19 protein-coding genes are annotated in these 17,709 nt (G+C 67.4%); 14 read left to right on the top strand and 5 right to left on the bottom strand.

The genetic code is table 11. The features are described from left to right. Nucleotides 1-60 precede the first annotated feature (60 nt). The gene (locus FIU88_RS11105) at nucleotides 61-969 is read right to left on the bottom strand and encodes a LysR family transcriptional regulator (RefSeq protein ID WP_152479284.1); all 909 of its coding nucleotides are present in this window, start codon (nucleotides 967-969) and stop codon (nucleotides 61-63) included. A 405-nt stretch (nucleotides 970-1,374) separates the two neighbouring features. Here FIU88_RS11105 and FIU88_RS11110 point away from each other — a divergent pair, with 405 nt between their 5' ends. Next, nucleotides 1,375-2,391: a zinc-binding alcohol dehydrogenase family protein gene (locus FIU88_RS11110; RefSeq protein ID WP_152479285.1), complete on the top strand. Its 1,017-nt coding sequence runs from the start codon at nucleotides 1,375-1,377 to the stop codon at nucleotides 2,389-2,391. A gap of 137 nt (nucleotides 2,392-2,528) precedes the next feature. On the opposite strand, the gene FIU88_RS11115 is transcribed toward FIU88_RS11110, so the two are convergent. Further along, entirely contained in the window at nucleotides 2,529-3,086 is a 558-nt protein-coding gene (locus FIU88_RS11115; RefSeq protein ID WP_152479286.1) for a carboxymuconolactone decarboxylase family protein, read from the bottom strand. 204 nt (nucleotides 3,087-3,290) lie between these two features. On the opposite strand from FIU88_RS11115, the gene FIU88_RS11120 reads away from it, so the two are divergent. Next, nucleotides 3,291-3,911 (top strand): TetR/AcrR family transcriptional regulator, encoded by a 621-nt coding sequence (locus FIU88_RS11120; RefSeq protein ID WP_152479287.1) that lies wholly within the window; start codon nucleotides 3,291-3,293, stop codon nucleotides 3,909-3,911. A gap of 382 nt (nucleotides 3,912-4,293) precedes the next feature. Here FIU88_RS11120 and FIU88_RS11125 read toward each other — a convergent pair whose 3' ends face one another. Further along, complete coding sequence (locus tag FIU88_RS11125; protein WP_152479288.1) at nucleotides 4,294-5,016, bottom strand: SDR family oxidoreductase; 723 nt, start codon at nucleotides 5,014-5,016, stop codon at nucleotides 4,294-4,296. Nucleotides 5,017-5,154: 138 nt separating this feature from the next. Between FIU88_RS11125 and FIU88_RS11130 the strand changes: the two genes are divergently transcribed. Beyond that, nucleotides 5,155-6,066, top strand: coding sequence for a LysR family transcriptional regulator (locus FIU88_RS11130; protein WP_253742524.1), 912 nt, complete (start codon nucleotides 5,155-5,157; stop codon nucleotides 6,064-6,066). Between the two features lie 61 nt (nucleotides 6,067-6,127). Here FIU88_RS11130 and FIU88_RS11135 read toward each other — a convergent pair whose 3' ends face one another. Continuing rightward, nucleotides 6,128-7,546: an MFS transporter gene (locus FIU88_RS11135; protein ID WP_152479290.1), complete on the bottom strand. Its 1,419-nt coding sequence runs from the start codon at nucleotides 7,544-7,546 to the stop codon at nucleotides 6,128-6,130. Between the two features lie 79 nt (nucleotides 7,547-7,625). Next, entirely contained in the window at nucleotides 7,626-8,519 is an 894-nt protein-coding gene (locus FIU88_RS11140; protein ID WP_152479291.1) for a LysR family transcriptional regulator, read from the bottom strand. Between the two features lie 133 nt (nucleotides 8,520-8,652). Here FIU88_RS11140 and FIU88_RS11145 point away from each other — a divergent pair, with 133 nt between their 5' ends. The 11 genes from FIU88_RS11145 (at nucleotide 8,653) to arsH (ending at nucleotide 17,691) form a co-directional block, all read left to right on the top strand. Next, nucleotides 8,653-9,834, top strand: a complete 1,182-nt coding sequence (locus FIU88_RS11145; protein WP_152479292.1) for an MFS transporter — start codon at nucleotides 8,653-8,655, stop codon at nucleotides 9,832-9,834. Nucleotides 9,835-9,892: 58 nt separating this feature from the next. After that, nucleotides 9,893-10,855 carry a TIGR03571 family LLM class oxidoreductase gene (locus FIU88_RS11150; protein WP_152479293.1) on the top strand — a complete coding sequence of 321 codons (963 nt, stop codon included), beginning with the start codon at nucleotides 9,893-9,895 and terminating at the stop codon, nucleotides 10,853-10,855. Further along, on the top strand, nucleotides 10,845-11,825 hold the full coding sequence (locus tag FIU88_RS11155) for an alcohol dehydrogenase catalytic domain-containing protein (protein ID WP_152479294.1): 981 nt from the start codon (nucleotides 10,845-10,847) through the stop codon (nucleotides 11,823-11,825). Before FIU88_RS11150 ends, FIU88_RS11155 begins: the two co-directional genes overlap by 11 nt. A 29-nt stretch (nucleotides 11,826-11,854) precedes the next feature. Beyond that, a complete protein-coding gene (locus tag FIU88_RS11160) occupies nucleotides 11,855-12,169 on the top strand; it encodes a putative quinol monooxygenase (protein WP_152479295.1) in 315 nt (104 codons plus the stop codon). A 287-nt stretch (nucleotides 12,170-12,456) separates the two neighbouring features. After that, nucleotides 12,457-13,080, top strand: coding sequence for a LysR substrate-binding domain-containing protein (locus FIU88_RS11170; protein WP_152479296.1), 624 nt, complete (start codon nucleotides 12,457-12,459; stop codon nucleotides 13,078-13,080). 153 nt (nucleotides 13,081-13,233) lie between these two features. Continuing rightward, complete coding sequence (locus FIU88_RS11175; RefSeq protein WP_152479297.1) at nucleotides 13,234-13,821, top strand: TetR/AcrR family transcriptional regulator; 588 nt, start codon at nucleotides 13,234-13,236, stop codon at nucleotides 13,819-13,821. Further along, nucleotides 13,818-14,762 (top strand): DMT family transporter, encoded by a 945-nt coding sequence (locus FIU88_RS11180; protein ID WP_152479298.1) that lies wholly within the window; start codon nucleotides 13,818-13,820, stop codon nucleotides 14,760-14,762. Before FIU88_RS11175 ends, FIU88_RS11180 begins: the two co-directional genes overlap by 4 nt. Nucleotides 14,763-15,061: 299 nt before the next feature. Further along, nucleotides 15,062-15,871 (top strand): 2,5-didehydrogluconate reductase DkgB, encoded by an 810-nt coding sequence (gene dkgB / locus FIU88_RS11185; protein ID WP_152479299.1) that lies wholly within the window; start codon nucleotides 15,062-15,064, stop codon nucleotides 15,869-15,871. Between the two features lie 358 nt (nucleotides 15,872-16,229). Continuing rightward, nucleotides 16,230-16,571 (top strand): helix-turn-helix transcriptional regulator, encoded by a 342-nt coding sequence (locus tag FIU88_RS11190; RefSeq protein ID WP_016854273.1) that lies wholly within the window; start codon nucleotides 16,230-16,232, stop codon nucleotides 16,569-16,571. Next, the gene (gene arsC, locus FIU88_RS11195) at nucleotides 16,568-16,981 is read left to right on the top strand and encodes an arsenate reductase (glutaredoxin) (RefSeq protein ID WP_016854274.1); all 414 of its coding nucleotides are present in this window, start codon (nucleotides 16,568-16,570) and stop codon (nucleotides 16,979-16,981) included. The genes FIU88_RS11190 and arsC overlap by 4 nt, the downstream gene beginning before the upstream one ends. Next, nucleotides 16,978-17,691: an arsenical resistance protein ArsH gene (arsH, locus tag FIU88_RS11200; RefSeq protein WP_016854275.1), complete on the top strand. Its 714-nt coding sequence runs from the start codon at nucleotides 16,978-16,980 to the stop codon at nucleotides 17,689-17,691. The genes arsC and arsH overlap by 4 nt, the downstream gene beginning before the upstream one ends. Nucleotides 17,692-17,709 lie beyond the last annotated feature (18 nt).

A 17,709-nucleotide genomic window follows, 5' to 3' on the forward strand; every position in this document is an offset into this window, starting at 1 on the left:
GATACTGCCCCACCGGGATCGACGAAGGGAAGCGGCGAGCCCCGATCCGCCCCGACAGATTCAGCGCCGTCGGGGCAAAGCCTCCCGCATGGCAAAGGTGTCGATCAGATGATCGGCCAGCGCCTTGACCCGGTGCGGCTGGGTGCGCGCCGGGGGGAACAGCAGCTGCACCGGGACGGGAGCCGCCGCGTAGTCGGGCAGCAACTCGATCAGCCGGCCGCGGCGAATGTCGTCCGCCGCGTCCAGCTCCGACTTGAGCACGATCCCCCGGCCCTCCAGCCCCCATTGCCGAACCATCGCCCCGTCATTGGCGACGCGATCGCCCTGCACCGTCACAATCTGAGGCCCCGCCGGGGTCTCGAAGCGCCACTGGTTGTCGAGGTTCTGTCCGAAGCGCATCACCAGGCAGTTGCGTGATCGGAGATCGGCGGGCTCGCGAGGCGCCCCGTGGGTCGCGACATAGGCCGGTGACGCACAGACCAGCCGCCGGGCATCGCCCAGGGCGCGCACCCTCAGGGTACTGTCCATGATGGCCCCGAGACGCAGGGCCAGATCGACGCCCTCCCCCACGATGTCGACATAGCCGTCCGACAGCAGCAGCTCGATCCGGATGCCCGGATGCCGATCCTGGAAGGTGCTCAAGGCATGAGAGAGCAGATGACGCCCCGTGTCGCTCGGCGCACTCAAGCGGATCGGCCCCGTCAGGGTCTCGGCACCGTGGCGGATGCGGGTATCCAGGTCGGCCACGCCGTTCAACAGCTCCCGGGCACCGTCGACCAGGGTGCGCCCCTCCTCGGTGAGGCTGAGGGCGCGGGTGGTCCGGTTGAGCAACACCACCCCGTAGTGCGCCTCCAGCGCGGCCAGACGCTCCGAGACGGAGGTCGGCGACAGGCCGACCTCGCGCCCCGCCGCCGTCAGGCTGCCCTTCTCCACGATGGTCAGGAACAGCGCAATGTTGTCGAGCAGCATTCTACGGGCTCACCGGAAGTTGTTTGCAATGACAGGCCGTTTTCCGCCTGTGCGAGACAACGAGGATACCGCAAGTGGCAGGACGTCGCGGCACGGGCGGGCCTTGTCCGCTTCCCGGGCACGACGCCATGTCAACGAAGCGTACGGCGGACAGCCTGGCATCCTGACGCTGTCGCCCTGATTCCGAAGTCCTGATACCGAAGCCCCGGAGAGGCGGTGGAGTGCCGCCTCGTGATTATCCGTCCCAGCCGGATTATGTCTTCGCTTTCGGCCGGTTTTTACGGCCTCTCGGCGACACTATGATGCCCCCACTCAAGGCGACGGGCCACGCGAGGAGTCGTGGAGGCCTTCTCCCGTCACCCCCATCCCACCACCACTGATCCACCGATCACGGAGCGTGACACCATGAAAGCCATTGGCTACTACGAGACCGGTTCCATCGACCGCGATGACGCCCTGGTCGATCTCGAACTCGCCACCCCGACCGCCGTCGGCCACGACCTGCTGGTCAAGGTCGAGGCCGTCTCGGTCAATCCGGTGGACTTCAAGATTCGCCAGAACCGAGCCCCGGCCGAGGGCCAGGCCGCCGTGCTGGGCTGGGACGCGGTCGGGGAAGTCGTCGCCGTGGGCGACAGCGCCTCACGCTTCTCACCGGGCGACAAGGTCTGGTACGCCGGCGACATCAGCCGGGCCGGCACCAACAGCGAATACCACCTGGTCGATGAGCGCATCGTCGGTCACGCGCCGAAGTCCGTGCCGGCCGCCCAGGCCGCCGCCCTGCCGCTGACCACCCTGACCGCCTTCGAGATGCTGTTCGACCGCCTGCGGGTCACCGAGCCGGTGCCCGGCGCGGCACCGGCGGTGCTGATCATCGGCGGTGCCGGCGGCGTGGGCTCGATCGCCATCCAGCTGCTGCGCGCCCTGACCGACCTGACCGTGATTGCCACGGCGTCACGCCCGGAAACCCGGGCATGGGTCGAGGCGCTGGGCGCCCATCACGTCGTCGATCACCGCCGGCCGCTGCCGGCACAGATCGAGGCGCTGGGCATCGGCCAGCCCGGCTTCGTGTTCTCGACCACCCACTCCGGGCAGTACGCCGAGCAGGTGGCGGAGCTGCTGGCCCCCCAGGGGCGCTTCGGCCTGATCGATGATCCCGAGACGCTGAACGTGCTGCCGTTCAAGACCAAGGCGGCCTCCATCCACTGGGAGCTGATGTTCACCCGCGCCCTCTTCACCACCGCCGACCTCGACCGGCAGGGCAAGATACTGGACAGGGTGGCCGGCCTGCTGGACACCGCCATGATCCGGTCCACCGCCACCGAGGCCTTCGGCACCATCAATGCGGCGAACCTCAAGCGCGCCCATGCGCTGCTGGAGAGCGGCAAGGCCAGGGGCAAGATCGTGCTCGAAGGATTCGCCTGACGCCTGGCGCGCCTGCCCGACACGCCACGAGGCGGCCGATGTCTCGGCCGCCTCGTGGCGATTAGGCGATACTGGCGAGCGGACCTCGCGGCGGCCCGCTCGGGCGGCGGGGCCGTGGCCTCGCCGCCGGCGCCCCGTTACCCGTTGGACTTTTCCCAGGCGAAGGGCTGGAAGGGCTCGTCGACCGGCGTCTCGGCCAGATGGTTGGTGTAGTTGCTCATCACCTTCTGAGAAATCCCCAGGACGATCTCCAGCACCTGCTGGCGGGTGAAGCCGGCGTCGAGGAAACGCTGCACGGTGGCCTTGTTCACCTCGCCGCGCTCCCGAACCATCGCCAGGGTAAAGGTCCGCAGCGCCTCGAGACGATCGCTGGGCAGCGGGGTCTCGTTGCGCAGGGCCTCGGTGATCGCGTCATCGACCTTCATCGACTTGGCGATGGCGGTATGGGCCGGCACGCAGTAATGGCAGGCATGCTCGACGTTGATCGTCTGCCACACCACCGTGATCTCGTCGGCGTCAAAGCTGGTGCGCTGGAAGAGATCGTGGAGAACCTGATAGCCCTCCAGCAGCGTCGGCGCCTCGGCCATCACGGCGTGCAGCCCGGGAATCATGCCGAAGCTCTTCTGGGAATTGTCCAGCAGCGGTTGGCTCTCGGCCGGGGCCGTCTCCGGGGTATGCAGGGTAAAGTCGCTCATGTCGTGCTCCTTCGGGAAGAGTGTTAGCAGGGAGAGGCCCTGCCCCCACCCCTTTTTGAGCGATCGCTCAAAAAGGGGTACAGGAAGGGATATCCCCATCACGATTCAAGAGGCTAGCTGTTTTTGAGTGATCACTCAAGCTACAATTTGAGCGATCACTCAATATTCATGCGCGAGCCACCCACTCGCGAATCGGAGAGCGCCATGTCTCGCCCCAGCCATCACGACCGTCACACCGCGCTGGACCAGGCCATGCAGCTGTTCTGGCGCCAGGGGTTCCATGCCACCTCGCTCAAGGACATCGAACGCGCCCTCGACATGCGCCCGGGCAGCATCTATAGCCACTTCGGCAGCAAGGAGAAGCTGTTTCGCGAATCGCTGGAACGCTATACGCGGCTGGGGCTTGCCGAGCTGGAGCGGGCCTTGGACGAGGGCCCCACGCCGCTGCGAGCCCTGGCCGACTACCTGCGTGGCCTCGGCACGCTTTACGACCAGGCCTTGCCCAGCCGCGCCTGCATGCTGGTGAAGAGCCTGCTGGAACTCGACGAGCGCGAGGCGGCGGCGCGCGAGCACGTCAATACCCTGCTGGCCGGCATGGAGGCGCGCTTCCACCAGGCCCTGGAAACGTCCCGCCGGCGCGGCGAGCTGCCCGATGACCTCGATACCCGACGCCTCGCCCGCCGCCTGCAGGCCGACGTCATGGGGCTGCGGGCCTTCGCCCAGCGCGATGTCGACAGGCAGGCCGTCGAAGAGCTCGCCGAGGACATGGCCCGTGCGCTGGAGTCCCTCGGCACCTCCCGCCTCGGCGATAGCTCCACCGTCTGAGCAGGCGGCGACAGGGCCCCGCGATCCCCCGAGCATCAAGCAGGCTCCCATCGAGCGGGCCCCTCTTGAGCGTCGTTGGCGTTGGCGCGGCCATCGATTATCGCCCCAAGCAAGCAAGAGGCCCGCGTCGAGCGGGCCTCTTGCGCAGATTCCATCACCTCACCCTCGGCAGCCTCGTGCGCCCCTATCCTGAAAGGACCCATCGATCTCCCGGTTCTCGATGACGGTCACCATCACGTTGCCGGGGGCGATTGGACGTTATCCTCTGCTAGCCGTCGGAGCGCCTCTTCAGCCATTCATCCGGCGGCAGACTCATGGACATCAGGCGGCATGAAAGGGCCAGCACGACACCGAGGATCCGCGCCAAGATCCCGCGACCGGCTCACGCCGGCTGGCGCGTGGCCGCAATGGTGATATCGCGGATGTTGACGTGCTGTGGCTGCTGGTACATGTAGACGGCCGCCGCGGCGACATCCTCGGCGGCCAGCACGCCCCCCATGGCGTGTTTCCACGCTTCGTAGCCGGCCTTGATCTCTTCGCTGGTGGTGTGGCTCACCAGCTCGGTGTCCACCGCGCCGGGATGAATGGCCATCACCCGCACGCTGCTGTCGGCCACTTCCTCCCGCAGGTTCTCGGTGATGGAGCTGACCGCAAACTTGCTGCCCACGTAGGCGGCGTGACTCGGGAAGCTCTTCTTTCCTGCAATGGAGCTGATGTTCAGAATCGTCCCCTGGCCGCGGGAGGTCATATCGGCCAGAACCGCGTGAATGCCGTTCAGCAGCCCCATCACGTTGACATCGAACATGCGCTGCCACTCGGCGGGGTCCTGCGTGTCCAGCTGACCGAGCAACATGACGCCGGCATTGTTCACCAGCATATCCACCGGCCCATAGAGCGCCTCGGCTTCCCGGATGGCAGCCCGAAACGCTTCCGCATCGGTGACGTCGACCCGGCGGCACAGTGCGTTGGGCAGTGCCAGGGCTTCGATCCGCTCGAGGCGGCGAGCCAGCAGCAGCAGTGGATGGCCAAGCGCTGAAAGCTGTTGGGCGATGGCGGCACCGATGCCGGATGAGGCACCTGTCACCACGACGAGCGGTTTGGTCATGATACGTCTCCCATGAAGCTGGCCTGCCGCGATGGCAGGCGTGAATCATCAACAGGGGGCACATGATGAGCAATGCCGTTATGATGAAAAATGCCCCCATTCTGAAAAGACTGTTCACTTTTTATGAACGACATATCGTTGCGCTGGGTACGTGCCTTCCTGCTGGTCGCGGAGCACGGCAGCTTCACCGCGGCGGCGAAGGCCTCCGGCCACTCCAAGGCCAACCTGAGCCAGCAGGTCACGGCACTTGAGCAGGCACTGGCCGTGCAGCTGCTGCACCGCACCACCCGAAGCCTGCGCCTAACGCGCATCGGCGAGGGATATGCCGAGCGGTGTCAGCTGGCGTTTCGCCAACTGGAATCGGCGAGCGAGTGGGCCATGCAATCGACCCGTGAGCTGAGCGGACGGATTCGCATGAACTCCGTCGGAGGACTCATCGGTGAAGAGCTGGTGGCCCCACTGGTGTTCCGCTTCCAGCAGCGCCACCCGGGGGTGGAGATCGCGCTGGACTTCTCCAGCCTGCGTGAGGATCTCATGGACAGCCCCTACGACCTGGTGGTGAGGATGGGAGAGCTGGCCGACTCCAGTCTCGTGGCCCGCCGGCTGCATCGCGTCACGACCCGCTATGTCGCCAGCCCGGAGTTCCTGGCCCGGCACGCCCCCATCCAGGTCCCCGACGACCTGCGCGCCCTGCCACTGATCTACGGCAGCGTGGATCACTGGCTCTTGGCGCGAGGCAGCGAGCAGCGGCTCATCCAGGCCAGTCGCGGCTACAGGATCATCAGCGGAAGGGCCATGCGCCAGGCGGCGCTATCCGGCCTGGGGGTCGCTCGATTGGTCGACGCCTATGTCCAGGCGGACATTGCCAGGGGGACGCTCGTCGAGGTGCTTCCGGACTGGGCCGAACCCACGCCCTTGTCGATGGTTTGCCCCCCTCACCGCTTCCAGCTGCAGAGTGTCCGGGGGCTGATGGACTGGCTCAAGACGCACTTTGCCGGTGCTTATGAAAAGGCCCTGGTACAAGGTCTGCCGGTGGGCCCCATGGCCTGAACCAGGCCATCGTGTCGCTCCCCTCGACGGCACGGGCGGCCGCCCTCTCCGAGAGGAGCGATCAGGGCGTCTCGGAGGACCGCGCCGGCCGCGGTTCTTCCCTCTCCGCGCCCTCCCCTCGCTGGTCCAGTGCCTCCCCGGGGCGCTCGTGAGCCGGCTCATCGTCCTGGGTGGCGTAAACGTCCTCGATGGCCGCCACCCCCACCGAGGAGGTCTGGGACGGAACGACGACATAGTGGGAAGGCGCGACCGAGCCACGCTTGGCAAAATACCGCACGCAGCCCAGGCCGAAGAGGCCAAAGATCAGCTGCACGGCCGCCAGCCACCAGAAGAAGCCCGCGGCGCCGACCTGGCTCATCACGGCCCCCACGGCCAGCGGGCCGATCACCGAGCCCACGCCGAGCAACAGCACCAGGGAGCTGCTGGCGCCAAGCATCTCCGAGGGTTCCAGGCAGTCGTTGGTATGCGCCAGGTTCAAGGAGTGCAGCGCAAAGGAGAGACCGCCGAAGAGTCCCACACTCGCCAGCATCCCCGGCGTTGCCCAGCCGGTGGCCCGGTACGCCAGCATCGAGGCGCCGGCCGCCGCAAAGGTCACTCCGAGAATGACCCAGCGTCGATCCATGCGGTCGGAGAGACGTCCCAGTGGCCACTGCAGCAGGGCGCCGCCACAGATCACGGCCCCCATGAACAGGGCGATGCGGGCGACGGACAGGCCGGCATCGTGGGCATAGACCGCGCCCATCCCCATGATCGTGCCATTGATCAGCCCCGCCACGAAGACGCCTCCGGCACCGAACGGCGAGATACGACACAGCCGGCTCACGGACATGCGCGACGCGAGGCTGACATCCGGGGCCGGCGTGGCACTGAGCAGCAGCGGTACCACCGCGACGGAAATCAGGATCGACGACAGGATGAAGAGATCGGCCTTCGAGGGATCGGCCACGTTCAGCAGCAGCTGTCCTCCGCCCTGCCCCAGGTACATGACGACCATGTAGACCGCCAGCAGGCGCCCGCGCGTGAGGTTGGTCGCCCGATTATTCAGCCAGCTCTCCGAGACGACATAGATGCCGGCGAAGCACAGGCCGGTGACGAAACGCATCAGCCCCCAGGCCACGGGCACCACGAACAGCTCCTGAACGAGAATGGCCACCGATGCCATGGCCGCCAGGGCAGCAAACACGCGAATATAGCCCACCCGTCGCAGGGCACGGGCGGACCATACCGAGCCGAGCAGAAAGCCCGCGAAGAAGGCCGCCATGATCAGGCCGATCACGCCGCTGCCGAACGCTTCCTGGGAGGCCCGCACCCCCAGCAGGCTGCCCTGCAGCCCATTGCCCAGCATCAGCAGGGCCAGGCCAACGAACAGGGGGCGGACGCCATCACCGACGTGGAGAAGGACTCGGGGGCGGTCGCGCGGTCCGGGGTCGCGCTCATGGCAGTGCCTCCTGGCGGGTGACGGCGGGACGGACAATTCCATCGGCTACACCTTCTTAGGTCAAGCCGGCAGCGAAATGCGCCAGTCCCTCGCCTCCCCTGGCCCATCATGGCCGATGCCATCACAGCCTCAGGCGCGGCGCGATAAAATCGAGGAAGGCGCCGATGCGCCCCGACAGGGCCGTGTTGCGGTAGTAGACGGCCTGGACCGATTCCCTCGGATTGGGGCTAATCATGCGATCCGCCAGCAGGGTGACCAGCCGTCCCTGGACGAGATCGTCCTGGATCATGAAACGCGACAAGCAGGCGATCCCCTCGCCGGCCAGGCACAGCTGGCGCATGACCTCCCCGCTGGTGGTGCTCAGCTGCGAGCGGATGTTGGGGCCCTCTTGCGTCAGCCCCTCGACGGGCCAGCGATTGAGGTTGTCGGCATTCAGGAATCCCAGCAACTGGTGGTCACGCAATGCCGCGGGGCTGACCGGCACGCCATGGCGCTCCAGGTACTGCGGGCTGGCGACCAGCTGCAGCGGCGAGCGCCCCAGCGGGCGGGCATGCAGGGTGGAATCCTCCAGGCCGCCGATGCGAATCGCGACGTCCGTTCGCTGCTCGAGCAGGTTGATGATGTCATCCGAGGCCGACAGCTCGAGCTCGATCCCCGGGTAGTGTTCGCGAAATGGCCCGATCAGGGGCACCAGCTGATGCAGCACGAAGGGCGTGGCGGCATCCACCCGAAGACGGCCCCCGGGTCGCTCGCGACTCAGCCGCATCGCCTCCTCGGCCTCTTCCAGGGTGTTCAGCCCCTCCCTGACCCGATCGATGAAGAGGCGGCCCTCGCTGGTCAGGGTCACGCTGCGCGTGGTGCGATTGAGCAGGGGCGTATCGAGCTGCTGCTCCAGCCGCTGCACGGCGCGCGACACCCGTGCCACCGGCACCTCCATCAGCCTCGCCGCCGCGCTGAAGCCGCCGCTGTCGACCACGGCTACCAAGAGCTGAAGATCCTCGGTCCGACTCTGCATACTCCCCCCATGGCCGCGGCACTGTTATCAAAAACGTAAAGGTGTTTTGATTTTACCCCGGTTTATCGCACAAGACAGCAGGCGCAGACTCCGCAGCGTGAAACGTTCCCTCGCTTCCCCAAGGAGATCTGCCATGCCCATTGCATTGTTTGCACTGACGCTCAGTGCCTTTGCCATCGGCACCACCGAATTCGTGATTGTCGGCTTGGTGCCCACCATCGCCCAGGACCTGGGCGTATCGTTACCTTCGGCCGGCCTGCTGGTCAGCCTCTATGCCGCCGGCGTCGCCGTTGGGGCGCCCGTCTTGACCGCCCTGACCGGGCGGCTGAACCGCAAGCTGGTGCTGCTGGGGCTGATGGCCCTGTTCATCATCGGCAACCTGCTGGCCTGGCAGGCGCCCGGCTACGGCTCGCTGATCACGGCGCGCATCCTGACCGGCCTGGCCCACGGCGTCTTCTTCTCCATCGGCTCGACCATCGCCACCAGCCTGGTCAGCAAGGACAAGGAGGCCAGCGCCATCGCCATCATGTTCACCGGCCTGACCGTGGCGCTGGTCACCGGCGTGCCCCTGGGCACCTGGATCGGCCAGAACTTCGGCTGGCGCGCCACCTTCCTGGTGGTCTCGGCGCTCGGCGCCCTGGCCCTGATCGGCAGCGCCCTGCTGGTGCCCAGCAACCTGAAGAAGGCCGCGCCGGCCTCGATCGGCCAGCAGCTCAAGGTCCTGACCCATCCGCGCCTGCTGCTCGTCTACCTGATCACCATCCTGGGCTACGGCGGCACCTTCACCGCCTTCACCTACCTGGCGCCCATCCTCCAGGAGGTCAGCGGCTTCGGTAACAACGCCGTCAGCCTGATCATGCTGGTCTACGGCGCCTCGGTGGCCTTCGGCAACATCTACGGCGGCAAGCTGGCCGACCGCATGGGCCCCATCCGCGCCCTGACCCTGATCTTCACGGGCCTGATCGCCATCCTGCTGGTGCTGACGGTCTCCGCCACCCATCCCGTGGCCGCGGTGCTGACCGTGCTGGTCTGGGGCGCCTTCGCCTTCGGTAACGTGCCGGGCCTGCAGGTCTATGTGGTGCAGCAGGCCGAGCGCTTCGTTCCCGAGGCCGTCGATGTCGCCTCCGGCCTCAACATCGCCGCCTTCAATATCGGCATCGCCCTGGGCTCGGTGGTCGGCGGCTACGTCGTCGACGGCATGGCCCTCACCGACACCGCCTGGATCGGCGCCGGCATCGTGGTGCTGGCCCTGGTCCTGACCCGGCTCTCCGGCAACCTGGACCGTCGTGGCCAGGCCGCGACCGCGCCGGCCTGATGTCCCTTCCTCTGCCCGGCCTTAGCGCCGGGCAGCTGCTTGCCGACAGGAGATCGACATGTCCCTCAATCGACTGACCCAAGGCCCGCTGACCCTCGGGGTCGAGCTGCCGCTGGATAACGACTGGAGCCCGAGCGGCGAGCGCGCCCGTCGCGACGAGGCCCGCCCCTTCGGCGTTCCCGACATGGAAGCCCATGCCGAGCGCATCGCCCAGGTCGACCGCCTCGGTTTCCGCGCCGCCTGGCTGCGCGATGTGCCGCTCTATGACCCCAGCTTCGGCGATGCCGGCCAGGTCTTCGAGCTGTTTACCTATCTCGGTTACCTAGCGCGCCATACCGACCACCTGCTGCTAGGCACCGCTGCCGCCGTGCTTCCCCTGCGCCAGCCCTGGCTGGTGCGCAAGGCGGCCGCCACCGTGCAGGCGCTGAGCGACAACCGCCTGCTGCTGGGGGTCGCCAGCGGCGACCGCCCTGCCGAGTACCCTCTGTTCGGAGAAGACTTTACCCAGCGGGGCGCCCGGTTCCGCGACGCGGTGGAGATTCTCAAGGGACAGGCGGATACCCGGCTGTCATCGGGGCAGGCCGTGTTGCCCCATGCCCCTCAACCACCGCTGCTGGTGGCCGGCCTCGCCCAGCAGACACCCTCCTGGGTGGGCGAGCAGATGGACGGCTGGCTCGCCTACCCCGGCACGCCACAGGATCACATCCAGCGCGTCGGCCTCTGGCGCCAGGTGGCCGGTGACAAGCCCTATGTCAGCTTCATCCACCTGGACCTGCTCGAACAACCCGACGCCCCCACGACCCGGCAACGCTTCGGCATCAGCGCCGGCCGCGAGGGGCTGATCCGCGAGCTCGAGGCGATGCAGGCGGCCGGGGTCAACCATATCGGCCTGCACTTCCGCCGCAACCAGCGCCCCCTGGACGAGACCCTCGAGGAGATCGGCCGCGAGGTGCTGCCGCGCTTTCAGGGCCAGGCGCCCGTCATCGACCCCCATGCCAGGGAGACCGCCGATGTCGACTGACCACACGTCCCTCCCCGAGACCTTCGAGGCCTGGACCTGGACCGGTCCGGGTGAGCCGGAGGCGCTGAAGCGGGAGCGTCGCTCACTGGAGGCGCCCGGCGATCAGGAGGTGATCGTCGCCACCCGCGCCATCGGGCTCAACCCGGTGGACTGGAAGTTCATCGCCATGGACAGTGCCCTGTGGCAGCCGGGCCAGATTCCCGGGGTCGATGCCGCCGGCGAGGTACTGGCCTGCGGGGCGGGCGTCACTCACGTCGCGCCCGGCGATCGCATCGCCGTGCATACCACCCTGGCCGGCCCGGGCAGCTTCGCCACCCACCTGCGCCTGCCTGCCCGCGCCGTCATCCCCCTGCCGGAAACGATCGACTGGGCGACCGCGGCGGCCTTTCCCTGCCCGGCCCTGACCGCCTGGCAGGCCATCGAGAAGCTACCGGTCAAGCCCGGCAAGCGGCTGATGATCACCGGCGCATCCGGCAGCGTCGGGCGCTGGCTGGTGCAGCTGGCCGCGGAGCGCGGTTTCCGGGTCATCGCCATGGCATCAACCAAGCGGCATGAGGCGCTCAGGGCGCTGGGCGCGCAGGAGGTGCTCGAGACGCCAGAGGCCCTGTCGGCGCCGGTCTTTGCCGTCATCGATACCGTCAATGGCGAGCACGCGCGCCGGATGACCGATCACCTGGGCGCCAACGGCCATATCGTCTGCGTCCAGGACCGCCTGGAGGCGGCCGCGGCACCGGCGTTCGGCCGCGCCCTGTCCCAGCACGAGGTCGCCCTCGGCGCCCTGCATCAGGCCGGCAGCGACGCGGACTGGGCCGAGCTGCGCCAGGCGGGACGCACCCTGCTCGCACGCGTGGCCGACGGCGAGTTGACGCTGCCGACGCCCGAGATCGATGACTTCGCGCACCTCCCGCAGCGCCTGAGCGAGCTCAAGCACGCCAGGGTGCGACCGCTCAAGACCGTCATCACCCTGTAATCCCCCAACCTTCGAGAAAGGAGACTGCCATGCTGTGGGTCATCGCCACGATCACCACCGCCCCGGGACACGACAAGGACGTGCTGAACGCCTTGCTGGACATCGCGCCGACCGTGCGCCAGGAAGCGGGTTGTCAGCTGTACCAGCCGAGCCAGGATCATCCCGAGGGACCGACGGCCTACGCCCCACCAAGGCCTGACACCGTCACCGTCATCGAGGCCTGGGACTCCCGGCAGGCGCTGGACGACCACATGGCCACCCCCCACATGACGCGCTTCAGTGAGGCCACCTCGGAATGGGTGACCCATGCCGAGATTCGCCTGATCGATCCCGTCGACGCCTGATCCCTGGCGCAGCACCGATCGCCGCAGGAAAGCAGCAGGGAGACGTTCCCCTGCTGCTTCCTGCAATGCCAGCCCTTCATGCACCGGCCCTATGCCACCCAGGGGGCTAGCAGAAGCGCCACGGCGTACATCGACACGCCAAAGACCCCGTGCCCGGCCACGCTTTTCCACCGGGCGACCCAGGGTCTGGCACTCTTCGCGGCGGCGACGCCCTGCCCGACATTCGCGCGGGTCTCGACAGCCTGGCGACGGGGGTGGAAATACTGCGAGAAACGGACGAGAGGCAGGTGCTGACCGTCACCGTCAGCCCCGCCTTTGCCGCCAAGTGGCTGCTGCCGAGGATCGAGCGCTTTCATCACGCCTGGCCCGAGCTGGATCTACGACTGGACACCCAACACCGGCCGCTGGATCTGGCCGCACATGGCATTGACGCAGGGATTCGCTATGGCGCGGGTCACTGGCCCGGGCTGCTGGCGACAAGACTCATGGAGGAAGAGGTCTATCCGGTGTGTGCGCCCGCCTTGCTGGAGAACGGCGGCCCCTTGAACCATCCGGGCGACCTCGCCGGCAAGGTCCTCATCCACGACCTTTCCATGCAAGGTCATCGCGACTTCCCCACCTGGCAGGCATGGCTGACCAAGGCGGGTGTTCCCCAGGTGAACAACGGCCGCGGCATGCAGATCAACAACTCAGCCGCCATCCTTCAGGCGGCGATCGACGGGCATGGCATCGCCCTTGCCCGCAGCGTGATGGTTCACGACGACATCAAGGCGGGTCGGCTGGTGCGTTTGTTCCCGAGCTTCCGCTATGCCTCGCCGCTGGCCTACCACGTTGTCTGCCGGCCGGAATGCGCCGAGCTGCCACGCTTTACCGCCTTCAGGGACTGGCTGCTGGACGAGGTGGCGTCATAGGGCGCGGCAGGCGTCACGCCTGCCTTCAGGGCGCCGCCAGGAGGCCGGCGCCCTGAGATGAGCACCACTTGTCACCTAAGCCCGCGTCAGGAGTCGTTGCTCTCATGGCGAGAGTAGGTAGACTGGTCTACCTACTCTCGCCATGAGGTTCCCATGTCTCGCCTATCGCCCAACGCGCCCGCCAGCGCCCAGCAGCGCCTCATCGAGGCGGCCGCCGAGCTCTTCTACCACGATGGCATCACCGCCACCGGCATCGACACCATCGTCAAGCACGCCGGGGTCGCCAAGAAGAGCCTCTATAACAACTTCGCCTCGAAGGCCGCGCTGGTGGCGACCTACCTCGAGGTACGCCATGCCGAATGGCTGGACCTCTACGCCACGCGCCTGGCACAGGCCCACACTCCCCAGGACAGGGTGATGGCGGTCTTCCTCGCCTACGAGGATCATGCCGAGCACGCCTATCCGCGCGGCTTTCGGGGCTGCGGGCTGCTGAATGCGGCCGCCGAACTGCCGGCGGGCGCGGGCGGCAGGGCCGTGGTGCGACGGCACAAGGAACAGGTCGAGGCCTTGCTGGCGGAACACCTCGAGGCGCTGTTTAACGACCGGGCAAGGGCCCAGCAGCTGGCACAGCACCTGGCCTTCCTGCTCGAGGGCGCAATGGCCCGGGCGGGCCTGGAGGGCGAGAGCGACTGCCTGCGGCAGGCGCGCACCATGGCAGCGGCCATGCTGGAGGTCGCATGACACGGCAGGGCAACGAACGGTTACTGGGCATCCTGACCGTGCTGATGGCGGCGGTGCTGTGGGGCACGACCGGCACGGCCGCCACCTTCGCCCCGGATGTCGGAGCGGTCGCCATCGGGGCCGTCGCCATGGGCGGCGGGGGATTGATGCAGGCGATGCTCTCGGCAGGCAGGATTCGCCACCACCGGTCTCGGCTCAGGCCCCACTGGCGCTGGCTCGTGATCGGGGCGATCGCCGTGGCCATCTACCCGCTCGCCTTCTATGCCTCCATGCGCCTGGCCGGCGTGACCATCGGCACGGTGGTCTCCATCGGCTCGGCTCCCCTGCTCTCGGCACTGATTGAGTCGCGGCTGGACGGGCTGCGCCTCGGGGCACGCTGGATGCTCGGCGCCGGGCTGGGGCTCTCCGGCATGCTGCTGCTGTGCCTGGCCGAGGGGGTGGGGCATGTCCCGGCGGGCACGACGACCGACGTGCTCCCGGGCACCCTGCTCGGCCTGCTCGCCGGCCTCAGCTATGCCCTGTATTCCTGGACGGCACGCCGCCTGATGCAGCAGGGCATCCCCTCGCGCGCCGCCATGGGCGCCACCTTCGGCATCGGCGGCCTGCTGCTGGTGCCGGTCCTGCTGCTGACCGGCGCCCCGCTGCTGGCCTCCTGGAACAACGCCGCCGTCGGTCTCTACATGGCCCTCGTGCCGATGCTGCTGGGCTATCTCTGCTTCGGGCATGGCCTGGCGAGGGTCCCGGCCAGCACGGCCACCACCATCACCCTGTTCGAGCCCGTCGTGGCCGCCGGCCTGGCGGTGATCATCATCGGCGAGCGCCTGCCGGCCACCGGCTGGCTGGGCATCGTGCTGATCCTGGCCTGCCTGGTCTGCATCAGCGCACCGGTGGGACGCACTCGGCCACGGGGCGAAGCGCCTCGGCCACAGACGGCTCGCTGACCCACTCGCTCGCCTGCCTGAGCATACCGACTGGGGGAATCACCGCCGAACGGATCGCCCATTGGGCCTCGGCGCGGCACCGTCGTCCGACAAGGTGCCGCGCTCCTTGTCGATCTCTCGGGCCGTCGGACCTTTTCAATTAGCAAAATAATCTTTTTCGCCGAGCGGCATTGTCTCATCGCCCCTTCGCCCCCAGTGTGAATGTCACGTCTTCTCCTCCTTGGGAGGGAGGGGGCCATCAGCATGCCGAGAAGCCCCCGAGGGCACTCAGGGACACTTCACCACGATCAGGAGTCTTCATGACCGCGACAACACTGCCCAACCCCGGCTTTGGCACCTTCCGCCTCGAGGGCGACACCCTGCGAGACAGCCTGACCACGGCCCTGGAGGCGGGCTATCGCCATGTCGATACCGCCCAGTTCTACGGGAACGAAGCCGAGGTCGGTGACGTCCTGGCCGACAGCGGCATCGCCCGGGACGAGATCTTCCTCACCACCAAGGTGTGGCATGACCGCCTGGTACCGGGCGACCTGGAAAAGAGCGTGGACGAGAGCCTCGAGCGCCTGAAGACCGACTACGTGGATCTCTTGCTCATCCACTGGCCGTCACCGAACGACGAGGTCGCGATGGAGGACTATCTGCCGGCGCTCCAGAAGGTCAAGGCCTCCGGCAAGGCACGCCACATCGGCGTCTCCAACTTCACCTGCGCGCAGCTGGACCGTGCCGTGTCGATTCTCGGGCGCGGCGAGATCCTGACCAACCAGGTCGAGGTGCACCCCTTCCTGCAGAATCGCCAGGTGATCGAGAAGTGCCGGGAGCACGGCATCGAGGTGACCGCCTTCATGCCGCTGGCGGTGGGCAAGGTCATGGAGGATGCCACCCTCAAGCAGATCGCCGAGCGCCATGACGCCAGCCCGGCGCAGGTGGCGCTGGCCTGGCTCAAGGCGCAGGACATCGTCACCTTCCCCTCCTCCACCAAGGCGAAGAACATCCGCAGCAACCTGGCGGCCTTCGACCTGACGCTCAGCGATGAGGAGATGCAGGCCATCGCCGAGCTGGATCGCGGCGAGCGCATCGCCGATCCGGACTTCGCGCCGGACTGGGATTGAGCCCCGGAGCCCCGACAAGGGCGTGATCGGGAAGCAGGAGCGTGACGGGCGCGGTGTCGAGGGCAGAGTCGAGCCAGCCCGCCACCGCGACAGAATGGCCAGGGAAGGCCATTCGCGCGACCCCATGGCCTGAGACGCAGCCGCTGCGACAAGGGCAAACATACCCAACGGTAGCCCCATCGAGGCCGTATCCCCCTCAGGCGTCTCTTGCCGCTAGCGCCTCGTCGATCCAGGTCTCCAGCTGGGCCTCGCTGACGCCCCGTGGGTCATAGATGACACAGTAGGTGGCAAGGGTTCCCCGCACGACCTTGTGGCCACCCGATATTTCTGTAATTCTAGACATATGGACACCAAAAAAATGCTCGAGGCCTTCACGGCCCTCTCCCAGGCGACCCGGCTGGAGACCTTTCGCCTGCTGGTACGCCACGAACCGGAAGGCCTGCCAGCCGGCGAGATCGCCAGACTGATGGAAGTGCCGCACAACACCATGTCGACCCACCTGGGCGTGCTGTCCCGAGCGGGGCTGGTGGTCTCGCGCCGCCATAGCCGTTCGGTGATCTACCGCGCCAGCCTCGACCACATGCGCGAGACGCTCAGTTTCCTGGTGCGCGATTGCTGTGCCGGCAGCCCCGAGCTCTGCGAACCGTTGCTCGAGGAACTCCAGCCTTGCTGCCGCCCTTCAAAGGACACTGCGAAATGATCAGCGTGATCTATCACAACCCGGCGTGCGGGACCTCCCGCAACACCCTGGCCATGCTTCGCGCCTCCGGCGAGGAGCCCCACGTCATCGACTACCTGACGACGCCGCCCAGGCGCGAGAAGCTGCGGGAGCTGCTGGCCGACATGGCCATCACGCCTCGTGAACTGCTGCGCCGCAAGGGCACGCCCTTTGATGACCTGGGGCTGGACGACCCGGCGCTGAGCGACGAGCAGTTGATCGATGCCATGCTGGCCCACCCCATCCTGATCAATCGTCCCATCGTGGTGACAGAACGGGGCACCCGCCTGTGCCGGCCGTCGGAGACGGTACTGGGACTGCTGCCGAACCCCGTCGCCGAGTTCACCAAGGAGGACGGCGAATTCATCCGTTTCGAGGCACCTGCGTCATGACGTCCGACCTTCCCAACATCGACCCCGAGCTCTTGCGCCCCATCGATACCGACGCGCTGGTGGGTCCCGACGAGCCGCATCACGCCCCACGTCTTCTGGTGCTGTACGGCTCGCTGCGCGAGCGCTCCTATTCGCGCCTGCTTGCCGAGGAAGCGGCACGCCTGCTGCGCTGGTACGGCTGCGAGGTGCGCACCTTCGACCCCTCCGGCCTGCCGCTGCCGGACGACGCCGACAGCGACCACCCCAAGGTGCGGGAATTGCGCGAGCTGGCCGAGTGGAGCGAAGGCATGCTGTGGGTCAGCCCCGAACGCCACGGCGCCATGACCGGCATCATGAAGGCCCAGATCGACTGGATCCCCCTGGCCCTGGGCGGCGTTCGGCCGACCCAAGGCAAGACGCTGGCGGTGATGGAGGTCTCCGGCGGCAGCCAGAGCTTCAATGCCGTCAATCAGCTGCGCATCCTCGGCCGCTGGATGCGCATGCTGACCATCCCCAACCAGTCCTCGGTGCCGAGGGCCTTCAACGAGTTCGACGAGGCCGGGCGCATGCGCCTGTCGCCGCTCTACCTGCGGGTGGTCGACGTCTGCGAGGAGCTGGTGAAGTTCACCTGGCTGACCCGGGGGCGAGCCGCCTACCTGACCGACCGCTATTCGGAGCGGGTCGAGAGCGCCGAGGCGGTGTCACGCCGCGTCAACCAGTCGACGCACTGAGTCCACATCCCGGAAAGG

The sequence above is a fragment of the Halomonas sp. THAF12 genome, from assembly GCF_009363675.1.
GTDB lineage: Bacteria > Pseudomonadota > Gammaproteobacteria > Pseudomonadales > Halomonadaceae > Halomonas > Halomonas smyrnensis.

Bases quoted from the DNA above. Each gene is read 5' to 3' on its own strand.
- FIU88_RS11105 (WP_152479284.1), bottom strand. From the start codon at position 969: ATGCTGCTCGACAACATTGCGCTGTTCCTGACCATCGTGGAGAAGGGC.
- FIU88_RS11110 (WP_152479285.1), top strand. From the start codon at position 1,375: ATGAAAGCCATTGGCTACTACGAGACCGGTTCCATCGACCGCGATGAC.
- FIU88_RS11115 (WP_152479286.1), bottom strand. From the start codon at position 3,086: ATGAGCGACTTTACCCTGCATACCCCGGAGACGGCCCCGGCCGAGAGC.
- FIU88_RS11120 (WP_152479287.1), top strand. From the start codon at position 3,291: ATGTCTCGCCCCAGCCATCACGACCGTCACACCGCGCTGGACCAGGCC.
- FIU88_RS11125 (WP_152479288.1), bottom strand. From the start codon at position 5,016: ATGACCAAACCGCTCGTCGTGGTGACAGGTGCCTCATCCGGCATCGGT.
- FIU88_RS11135 (WP_152479290.1), bottom strand. From the start codon at position 7,546: ATGGAATTGTCCGTCCCGCCGTCACCCGCCAGGAGGCACTGCCATGAG.
- FIU88_RS11140 (WP_152479291.1), bottom strand. From the start codon at position 8,519: ATGCAGAGTCGGACCGAGGATCTTCAGCTCTTGGTAGCCGTGGTCGAC.
- FIU88_RS11145 (WP_152479292.1), top strand. From the start codon at position 8,653: ATGCCCATTGCATTGTTTGCACTGACGCTCAGTGCCTTTGCCATCGGC.
- FIU88_RS11150 (WP_152479293.1), top strand. From the start codon at position 9,893: ATGTCCCTCAATCGACTGACCCAAGGCCCGCTGACCCTCGGGGTCGAG.
- FIU88_RS11155 (WP_152479294.1), top strand. From the start codon at position 10,845: ATGTCGACTGACCACACGTCCCTCCCCGAGACCTTCGAGGCCTGGACC.
- FIU88_RS11160 (WP_152479295.1), top strand. From the start codon at position 11,855: ATGCTGTGGGTCATCGCCACGATCACCACCGCCCCGGGACACGACAAG.
- FIU88_RS11175 (WP_152479297.1), top strand. From the start codon at position 13,234: ATGTCTCGCCTATCGCCCAACGCGCCCGCCAGCGCCCAGCAGCGCCTC.
- FIU88_RS11180 (WP_152479298.1), top strand. From the start codon at position 13,818: ATGACACGGCAGGGCAACGAACGGTTACTGGGCATCCTGACCGTGCTG.
- dkgB (WP_152479299.1), top strand. From the start codon at position 15,062: ATGACCGCGACAACACTGCCCAACCCCGGCTTTGGCACCTTCCGCCTC.
- FIU88_RS11190 (WP_016854273.1), top strand. From the start codon at position 16,230: ATGCTCGAGGCCTTCACGGCCCTCTCCCAGGCGACCCGGCTGGAGACC.
- arsC (WP_016854274.1), top strand. From the start codon at position 16,568: ATGATCAGCGTGATCTATCACAACCCGGCGTGCGGGACCTCCCGCAAC.
- arsH (WP_016854275.1), top strand. From the start codon at position 16,978: ATGACGTCCGACCTTCCCAACATCGACCCCGAGCTCTTGCGCCCCATC.